Origin of the sequence: Hydrophilobacter chitinilyticus, from assembly GCF_049860745.1 — a bacterium.
In the GTDB taxonomy this organism is placed as follows: domain Bacteria; phylum Pseudomonadota; class Gammaproteobacteria; order Burkholderiales; family Burkholderiaceae_C; genus Rhodoferax_B.
Map to the genome: position 1 here is coordinate 4,853,313 of NZ_CP187561.1, position 20,698 is coordinate 4,874,010.

17 protein-coding genes are annotated in these 20,698 nt (G+C 63.1%); 8 read left to right on the forward strand and 9 right to left on the reverse strand.

Annotation, left to right across the window (positions count from 1 at the left end):
• Position 1 precedes the first annotated feature (1 nt).
• Genes ACPWMG_RS21595 through ACPWMG_RS21610 form a run of 4 tightly spaced genes read right to left on the reverse strand, consistent with a single transcriptional unit; the run spans position 2 to position 4,603 of the window.
• Positions 2 to 871 carry an enoyl-CoA hydratase family protein gene (locus tag ACPWMG_RS21595; RefSeq protein ID WP_483301568.1) on the reverse strand — a complete coding sequence of 290 codons (870 nt, stop codon included), beginning with the start codon at positions 869 to 871 and terminating at the stop codon, positions 2 to 4.
• 2 nt (positions 872 to 873) lie between these two features.
• Complete coding sequence (locus ACPWMG_RS21600) at positions 874 to 1,470, reverse strand: MarR family winged helix-turn-helix transcriptional regulator (protein WP_483301569.1); 597 nt, start codon at positions 1,468 to 1,470, stop codon at positions 874 to 876.
• Complete coding sequence (locus ACPWMG_RS21605; protein ID WP_483301570.1) at positions 1,467 to 2,264, reverse strand: SDR family NAD(P)-dependent oxidoreductase; 798 nt, start codon at positions 2,262 to 2,264, stop codon at positions 1,467 to 1,469. Before ACPWMG_RS21605 ends, ACPWMG_RS21600 begins: the two co-directional genes overlap by 4 nt.
• Positions 2,261 to 4,603: a bifunctional salicylyl-CoA 5-hydroxylase/oxidoreductase gene (locus ACPWMG_RS21610; RefSeq protein ID WP_483301571.1), complete on the reverse strand. Its 2,343-nt coding sequence runs from the start codon at positions 4,601 to 4,603 to the stop codon at positions 2,261 to 2,263. The genes ACPWMG_RS21605 and ACPWMG_RS21610 overlap by 4 nt, the downstream gene beginning before the upstream one ends.
• Before the next feature lie 324 nt (positions 4,604 to 4,927).
• Between ACPWMG_RS21610 and ACPWMG_RS21615 the strand changes: the two genes are divergently transcribed.
• Together ACPWMG_RS21615 and ACPWMG_RS21620 are read left to right on the forward strand one after the other, a co-directional pair.
• On the forward strand, positions 4,928 to 5,452 hold the full coding sequence (locus ACPWMG_RS21615) for a DUF4019 domain-containing protein (protein ID WP_483301572.1): 525 nt from the start codon (positions 4,928 to 4,930) through the stop codon (positions 5,450 to 5,452).
• A 50-nt stretch (positions 5,453 to 5,502) separates the two neighbouring features.
• A complete protein-coding gene (locus ACPWMG_RS21620; RefSeq protein ID WP_483301573.1) occupies positions 5,503 to 6,255 on the forward strand; it encodes a hypothetical protein in 753 nt (250 codons plus the stop codon).
• Between the two features lie 25 nt (positions 6,256 to 6,280).
• Here ACPWMG_RS21620 and ACPWMG_RS21625 read toward each other — a convergent pair whose 3' ends face one another.
• A complete protein-coding gene (locus ACPWMG_RS21625; protein WP_483301574.1) occupies positions 6,281 to 7,237 on the reverse strand; it encodes a ferritin-like domain-containing protein in 957 nt (318 codons plus the stop codon).
• Positions 7,238 to 7,368: 131 nt separating this feature from the next.
• Positions 7,369 to 8,241: a ZIP family metal transporter gene (locus ACPWMG_RS21630; protein ID WP_483301575.1), complete on the reverse strand. Its 873-nt coding sequence runs from the start codon at positions 8,239 to 8,241 to the stop codon at positions 7,369 to 7,371.
• Positions 8,242 to 8,553: 312 nt separating this feature from the next.
• On the opposite strand from ACPWMG_RS21630, the gene ACPWMG_RS21635 reads away from it, so the two are divergent.
• Positions 8,554 to 10,581 (forward strand): sensor domain-containing diguanylate cyclase, encoded by a 2,028-nt coding sequence (locus ACPWMG_RS21635; RefSeq protein WP_483301576.1) that lies wholly within the window; start codon positions 8,554 to 8,556, stop codon positions 10,579 to 10,581.
• A 13-nt stretch (positions 10,582 to 10,594) separates the two neighbouring features.
• Here ACPWMG_RS21635 and ACPWMG_RS21640 read toward each other — a convergent pair whose 3' ends face one another.
• On the reverse strand, positions 10,595 to 12,133 hold the full coding sequence (locus ACPWMG_RS21640; RefSeq protein ID WP_483301577.1) for an amidase: 1,539 nt from the start codon (positions 12,131 to 12,133) through the stop codon (positions 10,595 to 10,597).
• Positions 12,134 to 12,139: 6 nt separating this feature from the next.
• Positions 12,140 to 13,120, reverse strand: coding sequence for a Bug family tripartite tricarboxylate transporter substrate binding protein (locus tag ACPWMG_RS21645; RefSeq protein ID WP_483301578.1), 981 nt, complete (start codon positions 13,118 to 13,120; stop codon positions 12,140 to 12,142).
• Positions 13,121 to 13,285: 165 nt separating this feature from the next.
• On the opposite strand from ACPWMG_RS21645, the gene ACPWMG_RS21650 reads away from it, so the two are divergent.
• Both ACPWMG_RS21650 and ACPWMG_RS21655 read left to right on the forward strand, forming a co-directional pair.
• Positions 13,286 to 14,206 (forward strand): LysR family transcriptional regulator, encoded by a 921-nt coding sequence (locus ACPWMG_RS21650; RefSeq protein WP_483301579.1) that lies wholly within the window; start codon positions 13,286 to 13,288, stop codon positions 14,204 to 14,206.
• A gap of 124 nt (positions 14,207 to 14,330) precedes the next feature.
• A complete protein-coding gene (locus tag ACPWMG_RS21655) occupies positions 14,331 to 15,569 on the forward strand; it encodes an NAD(P)/FAD-dependent oxidoreductase (RefSeq protein WP_483301580.1) in 1,239 nt (412 codons plus the stop codon).
• 37 nt (positions 15,570 to 15,606) lie between these two features.
• On the opposite strand, the gene polA is transcribed toward ACPWMG_RS21655, so the two are convergent.
• Complete coding sequence (gene polA, locus ACPWMG_RS21660) at positions 15,607 to 18,411, reverse strand: DNA polymerase I (protein WP_483301581.1); 2,805 nt, start codon at positions 18,409 to 18,411, stop codon at positions 15,607 to 15,609.
• A 132-nt stretch (positions 18,412 to 18,543) separates the two neighbouring features.
• Between polA and ACPWMG_RS21665 the strand changes: the two genes are divergently transcribed.
• From ACPWMG_RS21665 to ACPWMG_RS21675, 3 genes are read left to right on the forward strand one after another with little or no spacing between them, the layout of a single operon-like run.
• The gene (locus ACPWMG_RS21665; protein ID WP_483301582.1) at positions 18,544 to 18,885 is read left to right on the forward strand and encodes a hypothetical protein; all 342 of its coding nucleotides are present in this window, start codon (positions 18,544 to 18,546) and stop codon (positions 18,883 to 18,885) included.
• Between the two features lie 11 nt (positions 18,886 to 18,896).
• Complete coding sequence (locus ACPWMG_RS21670) at positions 18,897 to 19,880, forward strand: homoserine kinase (protein WP_483301583.1); 984 nt, start codon at positions 18,897 to 18,899, stop codon at positions 19,878 to 19,880.
• Positions 19,877 to 20,668: a BPSS1780 family membrane protein gene (locus ACPWMG_RS21675; protein WP_483301584.1), complete on the forward strand. Its 792-nt coding sequence runs from the start codon at positions 19,877 to 19,879 to the stop codon at positions 20,666 to 20,668. The genes ACPWMG_RS21670 and ACPWMG_RS21675 overlap by 4 nt, the downstream gene beginning before the upstream one ends.
• Positions 20,669 to 20,698 lie beyond the last annotated feature (30 nt).

Consider the following 20,698-nt stretch of genomic DNA (forward strand, 5'->3'; position numbering starts at 1 on the left):
TTTAATTCCCCTCGAAGACTGGCTTTTGTTTAGCTGCAAACGCGTGGTACGCGCGGCCAAAGTCTTCGGTCAACATACACAGCGCTTGCACTTGGGCTTCGGATTCGATGGCTTCGTCCACACCCATGTTCCATTCCTGCTGCAGCATGGTCTTGGTCAGGCCATTGGCAAACGTCGGACCGTGGGCCAGCTCGCGGGCCAGCGCAAACGCGTCGTCCAGCACCGCTTCAGGTGCACACACACGGTTGAAGAAGCCCCAGCGTTCTGCCTCTTCACCACCGATGGCGCGGCCGGTAAGCAGCAGCTCGGTGGCGCGGCCCTGGCCGACGATACGCGGCAGCATGGCGCACGCGCCCATGTCGCAGCCCGCCAAGCCCACGCGGTTAAACAAAAAGGCGGTCTTGCTGCGCGCCGTGCCCAGGCGCATGTCAGACGCCATGGCCATGATGGCACCGGCACCGGCACACACACCGTCGATGCTAGCCACAATGGGCTGCGGGCAATGGCGCATGGCCTTCACCAGGTCGCCGGTCATGCGGGTGAACATCAGCAGCTCGGGCACCTTCAGGCCGATCAACGGGCCAATGATTTCGTGCACGTCGCCACCGGAGCAGAAGTTGTCGCCCGCACCATGCAGCACCACGGCCTTCACATCCGGCGCATAACGCAGCCGCAGGAACAAGTCGCGCAGTTCGGCATACGAGGCAAAGGTCAGCGGGTTTTTGCGCTCGGGCCGGTTCAGCGTGATGATGCCCACGCGGTCGCGCACCTGCCACAGAAAATTGGTGGCTTGGTAGTCGGCACAGGGCTGCTGGTTGCCGGCCATCAGTTGCGGGTCGATCCCGGAAATTTCGGTCGTGCTCGTGGGCATGCTCAGTCTCCTATTGTTTTGTTCGCAGCTTTGCTGGCCGCCACGCTGGCAGCTTTGTCTGCGGCCTTGTCGGCCGCTTCGGCGCCCAGGCTGTTTGACACCTGCACGCGCAGTTGGCCCAGCAGGTCGTAGAGTTGCTGGCGGTTGGTGTCGCCCAGGCCGCCCATCAGCTCGACCACCCAGCCTTCGTGCACTTGCGCGATCTTTTCAAACGCGCGCCGGCCCTTGGCGGTCAAGCAGACCAAGAACGAGCGGCGGTCTTCCTGCTGGCTGGTGCGCGACACAAAGCCGGCTTGCTCAAGCTCGTCGGTCAAGCCCGTCACGTTGCCTCCGGTCACCATCAGGTTGCGCGACAACACGTTCATGCGCAGGCCCTCGGGGTGGCGGTGCAGTTGCGCCAAATAGTCGAAGCGCGCCAGCGTCATGCCGAACTGGGTGCGCAGGCGTTTGCGGATTTCGGTCTCGATATCGGTGCTGCACGACAGCAGGCGCAGCCACAGGCGAATCGACTGGTGTTCATCGGTCGAGACCCCGGCCTCCAGGCCAATGCTGTCGTCGCTCAACAATGGCTCCAGGTCTATGGTTTTTCGTTTGCTCACATCACCTCCCCACCTGATACGGATATGGATTGCCCGGTGACCGCCGCGGCACCTGCGCTGCACAGCCAGGCCACAGCATCGGCCACTTCTTGCGGTTGCACCAGGCGATTTTGCGGATTCGATTGCGTAAACGCGGCGCGCGCCTCAACCTCGCTGCGGCCGGTTTTTTGCATCACGTTGCGGATGCTTTGCGTCATGATTTCGGTCTCGGTGTAGCCCGGGCACACGGCGTTGACGGTGATGCCTTTGCGCGCCACTTCCAGCGCCAGCGAACGCGTCAAACCGATCACGCCGTGCTTGGCCGCCACGTACGCTGCCACGTAAGGGTAGCCACGTTGGCCCGCCGTGCTGGCCACGTTTACCACGCGGCCCCAGCCGGCTTCCAGCATGCCCGGCAGCGCGGCCTGCGTGCACAAAAAAGTGCCGGTGAGGTTGACGTTCAACATCTGCTGCCACAGCGCCAGCGAGGTTTTGCCAAACGGCGCACTCTCGGCCTGGCCGGCGTTGTTGACCAACACCGCCACCGGGCCGCGTGCGGTGCAGGCCTCGGCAAAGGCTTTTTGAACCGCAGCTTCATCGCCCACATCCACCGCCACAGCGCCATGCCGCTCGGCACCGGGCGTACCAGGCAGTTGGGCCACCAAGCTTTGCAGTGGCTCCAAGCGCCGCCCCATCAGGCTCACACTAGCCCCCAGCGCGGCCAGCGTCTGCACAATGGCGGCGCCAATGCCCTGCCCTGCACCGGTCACGACCATGTGCTTGCCCATCAGCGGCAGTGCGCTCTCTGCGGTCATGCCGGCTCCTTCACTTGCGGCGCGGCAGCTTGCGCCTTCTCACGCGCAAAGTTGCTTTCCATCTGCGTTTTGCCCGACACATAAGGCTTGGGCCACACCACCGCCGTGTAGCCAATCTTGGCGGCTTCGGTCAGCGTCCAGGCCGGGTTGGCCAGGTGGGGCCGTGCCACGGCGCACAGGTCGGCTCGGCCGGCGGCGATGATGCTGTTGACGTGGTCGGCCTCAGAGATGGCGCCCACGGCGATGGTGGCAATGCCGGCTTCGTTGCGCACGCGGTCGGCAAACGGCGTTTGGAACATGCGGCCATAGACCGGCTTTTCTTTTTTGCTGACCTGGCCCGAAGAGCAGTCAATCAAGTCGGTCCCTGCGGCCTTGAATGCACGTGCGATCAATACCGCGTCGTCCGGTGTGATACCGCCCTCCACCCAATCGTGGGCCGAGATGCGCACCGACATGGGCCGGTCTTGCGGCCAGACTTCACGCACCGCGCGGAACACTTCGAGCGGGTAACGCAAGCGGTTTTCCAGGCTACCGCCGTAGGCATCGGTGCGCTGGTTGGTCAGCGGCGAAATGAAAGACGACAACAAGTAGCCGTGCGCGCAGTGCAGTTCCAGCCAGTCCACGCCGATCTCGGCCGCGTCTTGCGCGCTGCGCACAAACTCGGCCTGCACCGTGGCCATCTCGGCCAGCGTGATGGCCTGCGCGGTTTGGCTCACGCCGGGCAGGTATTGCTGCGCGGAGGCAGAGACCAGCGGCCAGTTGCCTTCCACCAGCGGTTGGTCAATACCTTCCCAAGCCAAGCGTGTCGAGCCCTTGGCGCCCGCGTGGCCCAACTGCATGGCGAACTTGGCGTCGCTGTGGGTGTGGATCCAATCGGCGATGCGTTTCCACGCGGCCTTTTGCTCGGCGTTGTACAGGCCGGGGCAACCTGGGGTGATGCGGCCCTCGGGGCTCACACAGGTCATCTCGGCAAACACCATGGCGGCGCCGCCCACGGCGCGTGCGCCCAGGTGCATGAGGTGGTAGTCGCCCGCCACACCATCCACCGCAGAGTACTGCGCCATGGGCGACACCACCACGCGGTTCTTCAAAGTTAAGCCACGCACCGTGTAGGGCGTGAACATGGGCGGTGGTGCGGCTTTGTCGGCGGGCACTTGCACACCAGCGCTTTCAGCAAACCAGCGCTCGAAGTCGCCCAGCCATTGGGCGTCGCGCAGACGCAGGTTTTCGTGCGAGATGCGTTGCGAACGCGTGAGCATGGAGTACATGAACTGCTCGGGCGGCAAGGTGTCGGCGTAACGCTGGCCCACGGCCTCAAACCACTCCATGGCATTCCACGCAGCGTTTTGCAGGCGCAGCACATCGACGTTGCGCGAGGCCTGGTAGTGCTGCAGCACGGTGGGAATGGCCGCAGCCGTTGCGCCGTGTTGTTGAAACAGGCGCGTGAGTTCAATCGCGTCTTCAATCGCCAGCTTGGTGCCCGAGCCGATGGCGAAATGCGCCGTGTGCACGGCGTCGCCCATCAGCACCACGTGGCTGTTGCCGTTGTGGAACGACCATTGCTCGCACTTGATGCGCTGGAAGTTGATCCACGCCGAGCCGCGCAAGTGGCGCGCGTTGCTCATCAGCGGGTGGCCACCCAGGTGCTCTTTAAACAGGCCTTCGCAAAAGGCCACCGATTCGTCCACGCCCATTTGGTCGAGCCCATGGGCGCGCCAGACTTCTTCGGGCGTTTCCACGATGAAGGTGGTGGTGTTTTCGTCGAACTTGTAGACGTGGGCCTGAAACCAGCCGTGTTCGGTTTTCTCGAAGATGAAGTTGAACGCGTCGAACTGCTGGTTCGTGCCCAACCAGATGAAGCGGTTGGGCCGCGTCACGATGTCGGGCTTGAAGATGTCGGCATGCGCCTGGCGCACCCGCGAGTTGATGCCGTCGCTGGCGATCACCAGGTCGGCATCGGCAAAGTCGGCGTCGGATGTGGCCTCTTGCTCGAACACCAGGCGCACACCGAGTTCTTCGCAACGCGCCTGCAGAATGTTCAGCAGCTTCTTGCGGCCAATGCCCACAAAGCCGTGGCCGCCGCTGCGGATGCGCCGGCCCCTGAAGCGCAGTTCGATGTCGTCCCAGTGGTTGAAGGCTTGCTCGATGGTGGCGGAGGTCTCGGCGTCCCACTGGCGCATGTTCTGCATGGTGGCGTCAGAAAACACCACGCCCCAGCCAAAGGTGTCGTACGGCTTGTTGCGCTCGACCACGGTGATGTCGTGGCCGGGATTTTGCTTCTTCATCAACAGGCCGAAATAAAGGCCCGAGGGTCCGCCGCCGATGCACACAATCTTCATTTGGGCTCCTGAGTCTCTTGGCTTCCGGTCGTTTAGGGCACGGCCGGTACAGCTTGAAAGTTCAGTTTACGAATAAATAGTTTAGAAGTCAAACATTTACAAAATTGATTTTTAGGCATGCTTTTGAGGTTGAATGACGAGCAAGAAATGAGGACTCGCGGCTTCCGGTCCTTGCTTCGAAAGCTATCTCATTGATAGCAGACCCTGCGCGGCAACCACCGCTTCGTCTGTCGGACAAAGTTGTAAACAGAGCTTTACCCTTTTATGGGGCACCTAGCCGTCTAAACTCGCTCCAAGCAATCAACTGTTTTGGAGTCTTCTTCTATGCAACGCCCCACCACTTCTGTCTCCGCGCTGGCCTTGCTGGCCGCTTTGTCCACGTTTTCGGCGGGCCCCGCTTTGGCTCAGGCCAAACTCAAAGCACCGGCATCGGCAGCAGCACCTGCCGCCAGCACTGCGCCACTCAACACCGACATTCCTGCCGCTGCACCGGCCGCGACTCCCGACCCTGAAATCGTCAGCAAAGCCACGGCTGGCCAGTTGGCCTCGGCCGGTTGGTTGACGCTGCTGGACCAAAAGAACTGGGGCGTGGCCTGGGATGGCGCTTCGCAGCAGTTCCGCTCTGCCGTGCCGATTGGCGCGTGGATGGACGGCGTGCCTAAATTGCGCGCACCGTTTGGGGCTTTTATCGAGCGCAGCCCGACCACCACGGTCTACAACCCCGACAACGGTTTCGTCACCTCGTCGTTCGCCTCGAAGTTCGCCAACAAAGCGGACTTGGTCGAAACCGTGACCACCATCCTTGATGCGGATGGCAAGTGGCGCGTCACGGGCTACTCCACGCGTTAAGCCTAAGCCGCCAAGCTGGCAAGGACTGGCCGCGCAGGCCGGTTGAGAACGTGTCGACGCTTCCTTCCATCACCCGCATCCACGCCCGCCGATTGCGCGAAATTTACCGCTCGGCTGGCTGGCCCTGCCAAGACTTGGTCGAGGTCGAATTGTTGGCTGCGGGCTTGTTGGAGCGCCGCACCAACGACAGCGGCCATACTTGGCTGCGGGTTAGCGACACAGGCATTCAACTGCTAGCCCAAACCCTGGCGCAAAACCGCGCCGCACGTTCCGACCACGAAGTTCTGGTGGACCTGGTGGCACGCGAAATGGCGCGTGCGGGGCGCATAGCGTGGCGTGGATTGAGCTTGCGTGCGCCCATCCAGAGTATTTCCTCTACTCCTTCTGATGAGGAGCATGCAACAGCCCAAACCGATACCCGATGGGTCATTGCGCAACCCGATGTTTTCTCGATCCGCAACACCACGGTCGAGGCCTACGCCGAGCCTATCGTCCATGAAATCAAGGTTCGCCGCAGCGACCTGCTGGGCGACCTTCGGCAACCCGCCAAACGCACAGCCTACCTGGCGCTGGGCGGTGAATGTTGGTACGTGCTGGGCACCGACGCCAAAGGCCGAAACATCGGCACGGCAGACGATGTGCCCGCAGAGTGCGGCGTTTTATTGCTGCAAAACAACCGTTTGGAAGTAGCCCGTCCAGCGCCACGACGCCCGGTGGAGCGGCTACCGTTTTCGGTCTGGATGGCCCTGGCAAAGGCCACACCCGCTGTGTCAAGCGACGAGGACGCTCAGAGCACTTTCTAGCGTCCCGCGCATTCGGCAGACATGGTCAGACGTTGCGTTCGCGCTCCTGCTCGCGCAGACGGCGCACGGTGTCGTGGTGGCGTTGCACCCCTTGCCATTGGCGCACCACGACGGCCCGCACGTCTTGTGGCAAGGGTTGTTGCAACGCCTGGCTGTAACGTGCCAGCGCGGCGTCTTCACCCCGCTCACATTCGGACAGCATGGCGAGGTCGCTCAAGCCGCCGAGACTGCCTCGCACAGCCACCCAACCCCGGTGCAGAGCGCCTAATGCGGTGCCCCCTTGCGCCACTTGACCACCAAAGCGGTCGATCTGTTGCTGCAACTCCAATGCAGACGCCTGGCACTCCTGGGCGCGCGCAAGGAACATGGTCTGCAAACTCGGGGTGATGGTGTGTTCGGCGACCTCGCGGAAGCCCATCTCGCCATCGCGGCAGGTTTCGAGCAAAGTGTTGAGCACACGCACGACCTCGTCTGCGCTGATGTTTTCGCGCTGTAGTGGCTCGCCAATCGGGCCGTAGGCCAGGGTGGCCCGCTCCCATGCAGCCTGCGCGGCCGGCCGCGCTTCTGGCCACGTGAGTTGCGAGCCGCCACGCCAAGCGTCCCAATGTTGCCCAAGATCGCCCTCGACACGCTCAAAACTTCCGGGGTAGAGGCTCCAACTGGTCCAACCGTATTCATAGGCGGGACCGTAGTCGTCGTAGCGACGACCGGGTTGGTAGTAAGGTTCTTCCGCGTAACGGTCGCGCCAGAAAGCATGTTCCACGGTGGGATGCACCGATTCGGCGACGGCCTTTCCGCCCAGCCCGCCCACCGCAGCACCCGCAATCAAACCAACGGCAGCCCCCACAGGCCCGCCAATGCCGCCAATGGCAGCGCCGGCCACAGCGCCACCTGCGGCACCGAGCCCGGTGCCCACAGGGTGAGCGCCCATTTCATGGGTGATAGGGTCTAGATTCAGTTCCCGCTCTTCCGACTTAGCCATGGAAAACTCCTTCAAAGTTGCCCGGGCGGCGACCTTACATCGCCGCTTGAGGGATTAACTCAAGGATGGTCCAAGTGGCGGCACATGACTGTCGGCAAGCCGCACACGGGCTTGTAGGAGATGGCGGACGGTCAGTGGTGGTGACCGCTATGCGCCAGCCCGCTGACCACGGTGACCAAAGCAATGCCAGCCAACAGCCAGGCGACCTGGGCCGCGGTCTGGCGTGCCGTCAGACGCTTTTGCAACTGCGGAATCAGGTCGGCCAGCGCCACGTAGATGAAGCTGCTGGAAGCCACGACCAGGAAGTACGGCAACCAGTCATGCAGCACGTCGAGCAAGGCATAACCCAACAGGCCACCCAAAGCGGTGACCGCACCTGCCAACGACACCTTCACCAGCGCCGCCCGGCGGTTATTGCCCGAGGCCGAACGCAACACCGCCAGATCGCCCATGTGGTGCGGCACCTCGTGCATCAGCACAGCAATGGCCGCCACAGCGCCCAAGCGCAGGTCAGCGATAAACGCAGAAGCGATGAGGACGCCGTCGCCAAACGCATGCACGCTGTCGCCGACCAGCACGGACCAGCCCCCAGCGCGTACGGATCCGTGGTGATGACCGTGGTCATGGCTGTGGCTGTGTTCATGGTGCTGATGATCGTGTGCATGCTGTGCACCGTGCGCATCGTGTGACGTGTTGTGGTGCCCATGGTCCTCAGCCGCGCCATGATGGTGTTCATGCCCGTGGTGCCACAACTCAGCCTTGTCGAGCAGAAAGAAAAACACCAGCCCGGCCAACAAGCAAGCGAACAGCGTTGAAGGCTCAGAGCCGCTTTCAAAGGCCTCGGGCAGCAGATGCATGAAACCGGTGGCCAGCAAAGCACCCGCAGCCAGGCTCAGCATGTGCTGCGTGTAGCGCGCCAAAACACCGAAGCTCAGCATGGCCGCCACCCATACGCTGCCAATACCGGCGCCCAGGGTGCCCAAGATGATCGCTATCAAAACCATAGCTACCTACGCTCGCCCCCAAAATGGAGGCAGCAAAAATTGAAGAAGTTAAGACCCGAACTGCGCTTGGGCTCAAGGGCCTGCACCGTTTCACAAAAGGTGACAAAGAGCGGAATCTTAGCAAGGCCCTCGATCCACGCCACCGTCGCTTCGGCACAACCCTATATCGCCATCGCATCGGCCTAGGCTCGTCACCGCGCAAAGCCAGTCGCGGCGCGGTCTTCAGGCATAGGACTTGCCTATAGAAACCGCCAATTTCATCATCTGCCCTGCTAGACTTCCGACATTACAACCAGGCGTGTCCGTTACCCCGTGAAGCCTTCCGCCCCCCACGCCGCCAAGCCTCTAAGACCGTCCGCCGCGCCACTGGTTTTGGCCAGTACCGCTGGAGGGGGTGCCGTTCTGCTTTGGTGGCATATAGACGGGCGCAGCGACTACCCCACTTGGGTCCACTACATCTGGCCGCTGCTGGTTTTGCTGGCCGTCATCGGCGTGGCATGGGCGCTGACCGCGCTGCGCAAAACACTGGCCATCGCGCAACAAGCCCTGACCGAAGCGGAACAAGCCCGCTCACACCTGCATGCGGCCATGGAGCAACTGCCCGGCCACGGCGTGTTCTCGCTGTTCGATGCGCAAGACCGGCTGGTGGTGATCAGCCCCAGCTACAAAGATCTCTATCCGCTGACCGCGTCCATCATCCGGCCCGGCATTCCGTTTGTGGATTTGCTGCGCCATGCCGTCAACACCGGTGAAGTGCTGGAGGCCAAAGGCCGCGAAGAAGAATGGCTGCAGGAGCGCTTGCGGCAGCACCACCACCCGAATGGCCCGGTGATGATTGCCCTGCCCGGCGACCGCTGGGTGCTGACCGATGAAAAGCGCCTGGCCGACGGCAGCATCGCCGGCTTGCGCACCGATGTGACAGAAAACGTGCGCCGTGAACGCGCCTTGGGACAGGCACGCGCCCAGGCCGAGCGCGCCCAGGCGCAACTGTATGAAGCCCTGGAGGCCGTGCCCATTGGCCTGGAGCTGTTTGACGAAAACGACCGGCTGGTCTATTTCAATAAACGCATGGCCGAATGGCGCCCGCACTTCACGCTACAGCAAGCGCGTGGCAAAACCTACGAAGAGCTGGTGCGCATGAGCCTGGCGGTGGGCGAACCCGCCGAAGCCATTGGACACGAAGAAGAATGGCTGGCGCAGCGGCTGCAGCGCCGTCGGCGCGACACCTTACCCGAGCTGCGAGCCTACCCCGATGACCGCTGGGTGCAGGTGCACGAATGCGCCACTGGCAACGGCCTGTATGTGTGTGTGCGTTTGGACGTGACCGCCGAGGTGCGCCAACGCGTATCGCTCGAAGCTGCCAAACAAACGGCGCAAAAGGCGCGCGAGCTGCTGGTGGCCGCCATTGACGCGCTGCCCATCGGGATTGAGATTTTTGACACGGACGACCGGCTGGTACTGCACAACCGGCACATGCGCCACCTGTACAAACACATGGACATGGAGGGCATGACCGGACGCAAGTTTGCCGACATCCTGGATATCTCGCTGCGCTTGGGCACGGTTCCGAATGCGGTGGGCCGAGAAGCGGAATGGCGCGCCGAGCGGCTGGCGAAACGCGGCACCCATGGCACCACGCCTTTGCTGATGGAGTCGACCAACGGCCGCTGGATCAACACCTACGAAACCCGTACCGCCGGGGGCTACATCGTCTCTGCTCGCCTGGAAATCACTGACCTGGTCCACCAGCGCCAGGCCCTCGAAGCCGCCAACGCGCGCCTGGCCGAGCTCTCCAGCACAGACGGTTTGACCGGCATTGCCAATCGACGCCACTTCGATGAAGTGCTGGACGCCGAATGGAACCGCTGCATGCGGCACAACGAACCGTTGGCAGTGATCATGGTCGACATCGACCACTTCAAGCGGTACAACGACCACTATGGCCACGTGGCAGGAGACGAATGCCTGCGCCAGGTTGCGCACATTTTGCGTAGCTGCATTCGGCGCGCTGGCGAATTGGTTGCCCGCTACGGTGGTGAGGAATTTATATTGCTGTTGCCCGGCACCGACCTGTCTTTTGCACGCCAGACAGCACGCCGGGCCATTGAGCAACTACACACCGCCGCCCTGCCCCACGCCAACTCGCCTACTGCGCCCCAGGTCACTCTGAGCATGGGCATTGCCAGCACGCTGCCTGACCCGAGCTTCGTGCCCGAAGCGTTGATCGAGGCCGCAGACGCCGCGCTGTACCGCGCCAAGAACGCCGGGCGCAACCGCATCGAGCTGGCGAACCTGTTTGGCGCCGTGCCCATGACGCAACCCGAGCCGCTTCAAGGCTGAAGCGGCCAACAGATCAAACGGCCGAAGTAGACGCCATGGTGGACGCACCACCGCTCACTGCTGGTGCAGCCGACACAATCGACAACAGTGGCGGATCAATCTTCGTGGCGCACAACGCCGCCAAATCGGGCCGTGGACGGCGCAGTGCGGGCAAGTGGCTGAACGCTTGCTCCATGGCATGCGCAGCGCCGAGCACCTGGTGATCGGTACGGAAGCCGCCCACCATCTGCAGGCCAAACGGCATGCCCAAATGATCAACCCCACACGGCAGCGACAACGCGGGATGCGTGAGCAAGGTCACCACATACGTCAGGCCCAGCCAGCGGTAGTAGTTCTCTTGCTTCTCGCCGTTGATGGTGTCGGCGTACAGGTTCGTCCAGGCGAAGGGCGACACCGGTGTGGTGGGCGACAGCACCAGGTCGTAGTCGGTAAAAGTGGTTTGAAAACGCTTGATCAGCCGCGTCTGCTCGGCTTGCGCCCAGGCGCTGTCGAGCAGGCTCATCTTCACGCCCATCTCATAGTTGGCACGCGAGTTCGGGCCCAGGCTCGCCGGGTCGCGTTCGTAGGCCGCGTGCATGCCGGCCACAAAGGCCTCGGCACGCAACACGTCGAAGCAGCGATGCGCTTCGCCCAAATCGAGCTTGATCTCATCACAGCTGCGGAACAGATGGCGCATGGCGGCTATCTTGCGGCGGAAGGTGGCGCGGATGCCGTCGTCCACGGCGCACACGCCAAAGTCTTCGGTGTAGGCCACGCGCAGTCGGCTCAGGTCCACGTCTTGCGGCTTCAAGAACGACAGCGGGTCTAGCGGATAGGTCAGCGGGTCGCCCGCGTGCATGCCGGCCGACGCGGCCAGTTGCAGGCAGGCGTCTTCCACCGTGCGGCCCATGGGCCCGACCACCGAGATCGGCGTCCAGCCCAGCAGCTTGCGCACACTGGGCACCACGCCGGGCGACGGCCGAAAGCCGACCACGCCGCATATCGACGCAGGAATGCGCAGCGAGCCACCGGTGTCAGACCCGGTGCACAAAGGCAACATGTCGCAGGCCAAAGCGGCGGCCGAGCCGCCAGACGAACCGCCCGCGTTCAGGTTCGGGTTGAACGGGTTGCCGGTGGCACCCCACACCGCGTTGCGGGTGTTGGCCCCAGCTCCCATTTCGGGCACATTGGTTTTGCCAGTCACCACCGCACCGGCTTTGCGCAAACGCGCCACCAGTTCGATGTCTTCGTCTGGCACGTGGTCGCGGTAAATGGCCGAGCCCCAGGTGGTGAGCAGGCCCTTGGTGGGCTCCAGGTCTTTCACGCCCAGAGGCAAGCCGTGCAACAGGCCCAGTGGTTCGCCCGCCATCACCGCGCGTTCGGCGGCCTGGGCTTCGATCATGGCGCGGTCAAAACAGGTGGCGGTGACGGCGTTGACGTGCGGGTTCACCGAGCCAATGCGTGCAATGCAGGCGTCGAGCAATTCCACCGGCGAGATCGCCTTGGTGCCGATCAGGCGGCGCAATTCAACAGCAGAGGTTTCAACCAGATCAGAAGGAGAAAAGATGGGCATGGTCAATCAATCCGCCGTGATGTTGGCGCGCACGGCCAGGGCCCGCATCATGGGCAGTTCGCGGTTGATCAACTCACTGGTAGCCTTGCTGTCGCTGAAGGCCGGATCCATGCCCATGCCGGTGACCTTGGCGCGCGTGTCGGGGTCGGCCATGGCGGCAGCAAGCGCTTTTTCCAGCTTGGCCTTCACGTCCGTCGGCAAGCCCTTGGGTGCGGCCACCACCAGCCAGGTGTCCATGTTCACATCGGGGTAGCCGCTTTCGGCCAGCGTGGGCACGTTGGGCAATTGGGCCGAGCGTTTGGCCGTCGTCACCGCAATCGCCTTGATCTTGCCGCTCTTGAGCTGGGCCACGGCCGCTGCCACGGTGTCCACCGTGAACGGCAGTTGCCCGCCCATCAAATCGGCCATGGCCGGGGCGCTGCCCTTGTAGGGCACGTGTGTCATCTTCAGCCCGGTGGCTTGCAAAATGGTTTCGCCCGCAAACTGCGAGGTGGTGCCGCTGCCAAACGAGCCATAGGCGTACTTGCCCGGCGAAGCTTTCACGTAGTCGACGAACTGCTTGACGGTTTGCACCGGCACATCGGTGTTGGCCAGCAAGATCAAGCCCGTGCGCCCGGCAATGCCAATCGGGTCAAAACCCTTGACCGGGTCGTACGGCAGGTTGTTGCGGATGGCCGGGTTGACCGTGAAGGTGGTGCCCGAGCTGATCAGCAGCGTGTAGCCATCCGGTGCGGCCTTCGACACGTAGGCCGCGCCAATGATGGTGCCGGCGCCGGCGCGGTTTTCCACCACCACGGGCTGGCCCAGCTCCTGGCTCATCTTCTGGCCGATGACCCGGCCCAGCACGTCGGTGGCGCCACCGGGCGGGAACGGAATCACCAAGGAAATCGGCCGCGTTGGAAACGCGGCGTCAGCCAAGGCCGGCGCGGAGGCAACAAGACAACCGGCCAAGGCCAGCAGGGAAGTAAGGGCTGCGGAGACTTTCATGGAGATTTCCCAGGCTAGACACAAAAACGCAATCAAAAACGTGTACCCAAAACAGGTAGTGCAATGCTAGGTGTCGCCATAAAATGCAACAAGCTCAATATTTCGACTAGATGATTGCCAATTCGGCAATTTACATTCACCCCATTCTTTGAAAGAGCCGCCGCCATGCGCAGCCAGGTACTGCAGGAAACCGCCGTGCGCTACTTCCTCGAAGTGGTCAAGACCGGCTCCATCAAGGACGCGGCGCTGCGGCTCAACGTGGCTCCCTCTGCCGTAAGCCGCCAGGTGGCGCGGCTGGAGAGCGAACTCGACACGCTGCTGTTCGAACGCCGCGCGCGCGGCATGATTCCCAACGCGGCGGGCGAATTGCTGGCGGCACACGCCAAGCGCACGCAGCAAGACATTGAACGCGTGAGCGGCGACATCTCCGCCCTGCGCGGCCTGCGCAACGGCCATGTGCGCGTGATCAGCACCGAGGGCTTTGCCTTCGACTTCATCCCCACGCTGATCGCCCAGTTTCGCGAGAAGTACACCGGCATCCAGTTTCATCTGGAGGTCTGCCCGCAGAACGAGGTGGCGCGCCAGGTGCGCGATGGCGAGGCCGATGTGGGTATCACGCTGAGCTCGGTTCCCGAGCCGGGCATCAACCAGGCGCTGCGCCACCCCAGCCCGGTGCTGGCGGTCATGGCCAACGACCACCCGCTGGCCGGCCAACGTCAGCTCTCGCTGGCCCAGGTGGTGGCCTATCCGTTGGCGCTGCCGCCCAAAAACAGTTCGGTACGCCAGTTGCTCGACATCAGCTGCAGCCGCCAGGGTCTGCACTACAACGTGGCCATGACCAGCAACCATGCCGACGCGCTGGTGAGCTTTGTCTCCACCGGTGGCGGCAACGGCAGCATTGCGTTCTACGGCGAGCTGTCGCTGCGCACGCGGCTACAGAGGCAATCGCTGGTGGCCATTGCCTTGCGCGACCGCGAAATGAACGAGCGCTATTTGGAAGTGCAGACCCGCGCCAGCCGCGTGCTGCCCGATGCGGGTCGGGCCTTCGTGCAGTTCCTGACCGATGCCATCCGCACCGGGGGCTAAATTGCGATGAATTGCGATTACGGCAATCCAACCTTCGAAACTCGATTGGCGACGCATGTGCTGCGCGTCATGCCCACGGGCACAATTCTTCCTTCACTCTCCCTCCCTTATTCGCCGCTGCTTTATGAAATCCACTGAAATCGTCGTCCTTGGTGCGGGCATGGTGGGCGTAAGCACGGCGCTGGCGCTTCAGCAGCGCGGCCACGCCGTCATGCTGATCGACCGCAAGGCGCCCGGGCGCGAAACCTCCTACGGCAATGCGGGGCTGATCCAACGCGAAGCCGTGGAGCCCTACGCGTTCCCGCGCAGCCTGGAGAAGATTGTGGAAGTGGCACTCGGCCGTGGCAACGACGTGCACTACCACCTGAACGCCATGGGCGATCTGCTACCGAAGCTGGCCCGCTACTGGAACGCCTCGGCGCCGCAAAACTACGTGCACGTGGCGGCCGCTTACAGCCGGCTGATCGAGCATTGCATCAGCGAACACCAGGGCCTGATTGCCGCTGCCGATGCGGGCGGCCTGGTCACCAAGGGGGGCTGGCGCGAGATTTACCGCTCGGCCTCGGCCTTCGAAGCCGCGGCTGCCGACGCGCGGCGCGTGGCCCAACGCTACGGGTTGGATGTTGGCATCGAAGACGGCCAAGCCCTCGCTCTGGCCGAACCTGCACTCCAGCAACGCCTGGCTGGCGCCGTGCATTGGCGCGACCCATGGGCTATCAGCGACCCGGGTGAACTGGTGGCGCGTTACGCCAAGTTGTTTATGCAGCGCGGCGGGCAGCTTCAACACGGCGACGCCAGCACGCTGGCCGCCAGCGGCGCGGGCTGGTCGGTGAAAACGCAAGACGGCATCGTCAACGCTGCGCAAGCCGTCATCGCGCTGGGCCCGTGGGCTGACGCCATGACGCAGCGCTTGGGCTACAAGCTGCCGCTGTTCGTCAAACGCGGCTACCACCGCCACTACGCGTTGGCCAAACCGGTGCACAGCCCCATGCTGGACACCGACAACGGCATGGTGCTGGCCCCCATGGCGCTCGGCCTGCGGCTGACCACCGGCGCCGAGTTTGCCCGCATCGACGCCCCGGCAACGCCAGTACAGCTGGCCCATGCAGAAGCTGCCGCACGCGAATTGGTCGCGCTGGGCGCTCCCGTGGAGGCCACGCCGTGGTTGGGCGCGCGTCCCTGCACCGTGGACATGCTGCCGGTGATCGGCCCCGCACCGCAACACAAGGGTTTGTGGTTCAACTTCGGCCACGCGCACCAGGGCTTTACGCTGGGCCCGGCCACGGGCCGTTTGCTGGCAGAGATGATGCACGGCGAAACGCCCTACATCGACCCGGCGCCTTACCGGGCCGACCGGTTTTAAGTCGGCTCCAAGGTAAGGCAGAGAGAACGGATCAGGCTCAGTGCGCCTGATCCCAGTTGGCGCCTACGCCCACTTCGGCTAGCAGCGGCACCTTGAGGTCGGCCACACCAGCCATCAGGCGCGGGATCTCGCTGCGCACCCAGTCCACCTCGTCTTGCGGCACTTCGAACACCAGTTCGTCGTGCACCTGCATGATCATCAGCGTGCCGCGTTTCTCGGCGTCCAGCACTTCCTGCACCTTCACCATGCTGCGCTTGATGAGGTCGGCCGCCGTGCCCTGCATAGGCGCGTTGATGGCGGCGCGCTCCAGGCCCGCCAATTGCGCGCCCTTGGCGTTTTGAATGCCGGATAGCTGCAGGCGTCGGCCAAACACGGTTTCCACATAGCCCTGCTCTTTGGCAATTTTGCGGGTGGATTCCATGTAGTCCTTCACGCCGGGGTAACGCTCGAAATAGCGGGCGATGTAGTTCTTAGCCGCTGTGTTGTCGATGCCCAAATTACGCGCCAGACCAAAGGCGCTCATGCCGTAGATCAGGCCGAAGTTGATCACCTTGGCGTAGCGGCGTTGCTCGCTGGAGACCTCGTCCACCGCCACACCAAACACTTCAGAAGCCGTGGCGCGGTGCACGTCGATGCCTTCATGGAAGGCACGCAACAGCGATGCATCGCCGCTGATGTGGGCCATGATGCGCAGCTCAATTTGCGAGTAGTCGGCACTGGCGATCACCTTGCCGGGCGCGGCCACAAAGGCTTCGCGCACGCGGCGGCCTTCGGGCGTGCGGATCGGAATGTTTTGCAGGTTGGGGTCGTTGCTGCTGAGGCGCCCCGTCACCGCCACGGCCTGCGCATAGTGCGTGTGCACGCGGCCACTGCGCGGCAAGATCAGCAGCGCCAGTTTGTCGGTGTAGGTGCCCTTAAGTTTCGACAGGCTGCGGTGCTCCAGCAGCTTGGCCGGCAGCGGGTAGTCTTCGGCCAGCTTTTCCAGCACTTCTTCGTCAGTGCTGCGCGCACCAGTGGCGGTTTTCTTGACCACCGGCATGCCGAGTTTGTCGAAGAAGATTTCGCCCAACTGCTTGGGGCTGCTGAGGTTGAAGGGCTGGCCGGCAATCTCGTAGGCCTCGGTTTCCAGTTGCAGAATGCGCTGGCCCAAAGCGTGGCTTTGCGCCGCCAGCGTGGGCGCGTCGATCAACACGCCGTTGCGCTCAATACGGAACAGCGCCTCGCTGCTGGCGATTTCCAGCGCATATATGCCGCCGAGCTTTTCATCTGCCTGCAACTGCGGCCACAGCACGCGGTGCACGGCCAGCGTCATGTCGGCATCTTCACACGCGTACTCGGCCGTTTTTTCCACGTCCACTTGGTTGATGGTGAGCTGGTGCACCCCTTTGCCACACAGGTCTTCAAAGCTGATGCCACTGCGGCCCAGGTGGCGCTCGGCCAGGCTGCTCAGGCCGTGTGGCATGTGCACTTCCAGCACGTAGCTTTGCAGCATGGTGTCGTGCGCGTAGCCGCGCACTTCGATGCCGTGGTTGGCGAACACGTGGCGGTCGTACTTGATGTGTTGGCCGAGCTTGGCTTTGCTCGCATCTTCCAGCCAAGGTTTGAGCTTGGCCAGCACCTCGTCGCGCGGCAACTGCGTGGGCGCGTCGGGGTAGTTGTGCGCCACGGGAATGTAGGCGGCCTCGCCAGGGGTGATGCACACGCTGATGCCCACCACTTCGGCCAGCATCTCGTCGATGGAATTGGTCTCGGTGTCCAGCGCCGCCAGGTCGGCGGCTTGCAGCTTGGCGAGCCAGGCATCGAACGCGTCCCAGGTCAGGATGGTTTCAAAGCCGGGTGTGCGGGTGGCGGCGGCAGACGCTGCGGCATCAGTTGGCTCGTCGAACAATCCTGGCTCGGCTGAAGCGGTGGCCTTGGAGGCTTTTTCTGCCTTGGGAGCAGCCTCGGCGGCCGTTGCGCCTTCCAGCGCTTTGGCCAGGCCCTTGAAGCCAAACTTATCGTAAAAAGCCTTCAATGCGACCGTATCCACTGCGGCGTAAGCTATGGAATCCAGAGCAGGCAGGCCATCGATATGACCCGCCAGTTCACAGTCGGTTTTGATGGTGACGAGGCGGCGGCCTTGCGGCAACCAGTCCCCCGCGTTGCGCAGGTTTTCGCCCGCCACGCCTTTGATCTCGCTGGAGCGGGCCATCAACGCGTCGAGCGAACCGTATTCCTGCAGCCACTTGGCGGCGGTCTTGGGGCCGACCTTGGGCACACCGGGCACGTTGTCCACGGTGTCGCCCACCAGCGTCTGGTAGTCGACCATCAGGCTCGGCGGCACGCCAAATTCGCTGGTCACCCCGGCCACATCGCGGCGCTTGCCGCTCATGGTGTCGATCACCGTGACATGCTCGTTCACAAGTTGGCTCAAATCCTTGTCGCCGCTGGAGATGATCACCTCGATGCCTTGCTGCGCGGCGGCCACCGCCAAGGTGCCGATCACGTCGTCGGCCTCCACGCCCGGCACGGCCACCACGGGCCAGCCCATCAGCGCAATCACCTCGTGCACCGGCTCGATCTGGCTGCGCAAGTCATCGGGCATGGGGCTGCGTGTGGCTTTGTAGGCGGGGTACCACTCGTCGCGGAAGGTCGGGCCCTTGGCATCGAACACACACACGGCGTAGTCGGCGTGTACCTCTTTGCGCAAGCTGTTCATCATGTTGATGATGATGCGGATGGCGCCGGTCTTTTGCACCGTGCCGTCGGGCAAGGTGGTGCTCATGGTTTCGCCACCGGCAAAAAAGGCGCGGTACAGGTAGCTGGAGCCATCGACCAGCAGCAAGGTTTTCTTGTTCGTCATGGGCGCATTTTGCCTGCTTGGGCGGCCCGCCTGCCGCCTCAGCAGCCCCATCGCCGCAATCCCCTACCCACCTTGAGTGCACTGCCCACAAGGAAGTACGGTGATGCACCACAACCGTCCTACAATCGCCCCATGCGCGCCACATACGTCCTCCCCCTGATTCTGTTCGCCGCGTCCAGCGGCTGGGCGCAAGCCCCTGCCCCGCAGGCGGCGGCATCGGCCCCTGCGGCCACATCCACGCCCGGATCTGCGCGCGATCAGAAGATCGAACGCATCACGGTGGAAGACCAAGGCGCCCGCATCGACGAAACCCGCTACGGCGGCGAAACCCAAACCATTACTGTGCAGCCAGCCAACGGCATGCCGGCCTATGAAGTCAAGCCATCCAACGGCTTGCGCAGCCAGTCGCATAACGACCGCGACACCCCTGCAAGCAGCGCCGGCAGACCTGCCTGGAAACTGCTGGACTTCTAACTTTCTGAGCCATGGCGGTTTACACACAAGTCTCTTTGCAAGAGGCGCAGGCTCTGCTGCGCGATTTGGATCTCGGTGAGGTCAGCAACCTGCGCGGCATCGAGGGCGGCATCGAGAACACCAACTACTTCGTCACCACTGCCAGCGGCGAGTATGTGTTGACGCTGTTTGAACGCCTGAGCTTCGCGCAACTGCCGTTCTATCTGCACCTGATGAAGCATTTGGCGCACCGCGGTATTCCGGTGCCCGACCCCATGGCCAACCGCCAGGGCGACATCTTGCACACCGTGCAGCAAAAGCCGGCTTCGGTGGTCACGCGCCTCAAAGGCAAAAGCGAACTCGCACCCGGTGTCGAGCACTGCGCCCAGGTCGGCGCCACTTTGGCCCGCATGCACCTGGCCGGTAGCGATTTCAACCGCAGCCAGCCCAACCTGCGGGGCCTGCCCTGGTGGAACGAGACCACGCCGGTCATCAAGCCCTACCTCGACCCGCCGCAAGCCGCGCTGCTGCAAAGCGAAGTGGCTTACCAGAACCACATCGCCGAATCGTCAGCCTACGCAGCTCTGCCGCGCGGGCCCATCCACGCCGACCTGTTCCGCGACAACGTGATGTTCGACCACGACGGTCAACAGCCCGTGTTGTCCGGCTTCTTCGATTTCTACTTTGCGGGCGTGGACACCTGGTTGTTCGATCTGGCCGTGTGTTTGAACGACTGGTGCATCGACCTGGTCAGCGCACGTGCTGACACAAACCGCACCGCTGCGTTCCTGGCCGCTTACACCGCTGTGCGGCCGCTGACAGCGGCCGAACGCCAATTGCTGCCCGCCATGCTGCGTGCCGGTGCGCTGCGTTTCTGGATCTCGCGCCTGTGGGACTTTTACCTGCCGCGCGAGGCTGCCATCCTCAAGGCCCACGACCCCACCCATTTCGAGCGTGTGCTGCAAGAGCGCATCGCCAACCCAGACGTTCTGCACGTCGCATCCAACGCACAATGAAACTCAAAATCGTCAAGGCCAGCACCGGGCTCCAGTGGGTCAAGCTGGGCATCCTGACCTTTTTCAAACAACCGCTGGCCTTGGCCGGTCTGTTTTTCATGTTCATGGCTAGTGTGGCCATTGCCAGCATGGTGCCGCTCTTGGGCAGCGCCCTGGCCCTGTGCCTGCTGCCAGCGGCCACGCTGGGCTTGATGGCCGCCACCCAAGAAGCCAACAAGGGCAAGTTCCCCACGCCCACCATTTTGCTCAGCGCGTTTCGCGCCGGGCGCCAGCGGCTCAACGCCATCGTCATGCTGGGCCTGCTGTATGCGGGTGGTTTTTTGATCGTCATGGGCGCGTCAGCACTGGTCGACGGCGGCTCGTTTGCCAAGGCTTACCTGCTGGGCGAGGTGTTGTCGCGTGAAGTCGTGGCCAGCCCGGCTTTCCAGACCGCCATGTGGGTCAGCATGGCGCTGTATTTGCCGCTGTCGCTGATGTTCTGGCACGCACCCGCACTGGTGCATTGGCACGATGTGGCACCGGTGAAAAGTCTGTTTTTCAGCTTGGTAGCCTGCTTGCGCAACTTCGGCGCGTTCACCGTCTATGGCTTGGCCTGGATGGGTGTGTTTTTGTTGGCCGGCTTGTGCATGACCCTGTTGTCCTTGTTGTTTGGCTCGCCTGAGTTGGCCACCACGGCTATGCTGCCTTTGGCACTGGTGATGGCGTCGATGTTCTTCACCTCGATCTACTTCAGCTTTCTGGACTGCTTCGACGCCGAGCCAGAAGCCACGACCGAAGTTCTGGGCTGACGCGCGGGCCCGGCCCGCTGCCACCCCACG

Bases quoted from the DNA above. Each gene is read 5' to 3' on its own strand.
- ACPWMG_RS21665 (WP_483301582.1), top strand. From the start codon at position 18,544: ATGCGCGCCACATACGTCCTCCCCCTGATTCTGTTCGCCGCGTCCAGC.
- ACPWMG_RS21645 (WP_483301578.1), bottom strand. From the start codon at position 13,120: ATGAAAGTCTCCGCAGCCCTTACTTCCCTGCTGGCCTTGGCCGGTTGT.
- polA (WP_483301581.1), bottom strand. From the start codon at position 18,411: ATGACGAACAAGAAAACCTTGCTGCTGGTCGATGGCTCCAGCTACCTG.
- ACPWMG_RS21670 (WP_483301583.1), top strand. From the start codon at position 18,897: ATGGCGGTTTACACACAAGTCTCTTTGCAAGAGGCGCAGGCTCTGCTG.
- ACPWMG_RS21640 (WP_483301577.1), bottom strand. From the start codon at position 12,133: ATGCCCATCTTTTCTCCTTCTGATCTGGTTGAAACCTCTGCTGTTGAA.
- ACPWMG_RS21655 (WP_483301580.1), top strand. From the start codon at position 14,331: ATGAAATCCACTGAAATCGTCGTCCTTGGTGCGGGCATGGTGGGCGTA.
- ACPWMG_RS21625 (WP_483301574.1), bottom strand. From the start codon at position 7,237: ATGGCTAAGTCGGAAGAGCGGGAACTGAATCTAGACCCTATCACCCAT.
- ACPWMG_RS21630 (WP_483301575.1), bottom strand. From the start codon at position 8,241: ATGGTTTTGATAGCGATCATCTTGGGCACCCTGGGCGCCGGTATTGGC.
- ACPWMG_RS21675 (WP_483301584.1), top strand. From the start codon at position 19,877: ATGAAACTCAAAATCGTCAAGGCCAGCACCGGGCTCCAGTGGGTCAAG.
- ACPWMG_RS21650 (WP_483301579.1), top strand. From the start codon at position 13,286: ATGCGCAGCCAGGTACTGCAGGAAACCGCCGTGCGCTACTTCCTCGAA.
- ACPWMG_RS21615 (WP_483301572.1), top strand. From the start codon at position 4,928: ATGCAACGCCCCACCACTTCTGTCTCCGCGCTGGCCTTGCTGGCCGCT.
- ACPWMG_RS21595 (WP_483301568.1), bottom strand. From the start codon at position 871: ATGCCCACGAGCACGACCGAAATTTCCGGGATCGACCCGCAACTGATG.
- ACPWMG_RS21610 (WP_483301571.1), bottom strand. From the start codon at position 4,603: ATGAAGATTGTGTGCATCGGCGGCGGACCCTCGGGCCTTTATTTCGGC.
- ACPWMG_RS21605 (WP_483301570.1), bottom strand. From the start codon at position 2,264: ATGACCGCAGAGAGCGCACTGCCGCTGATGGGCAAGCACATGGTCGTG.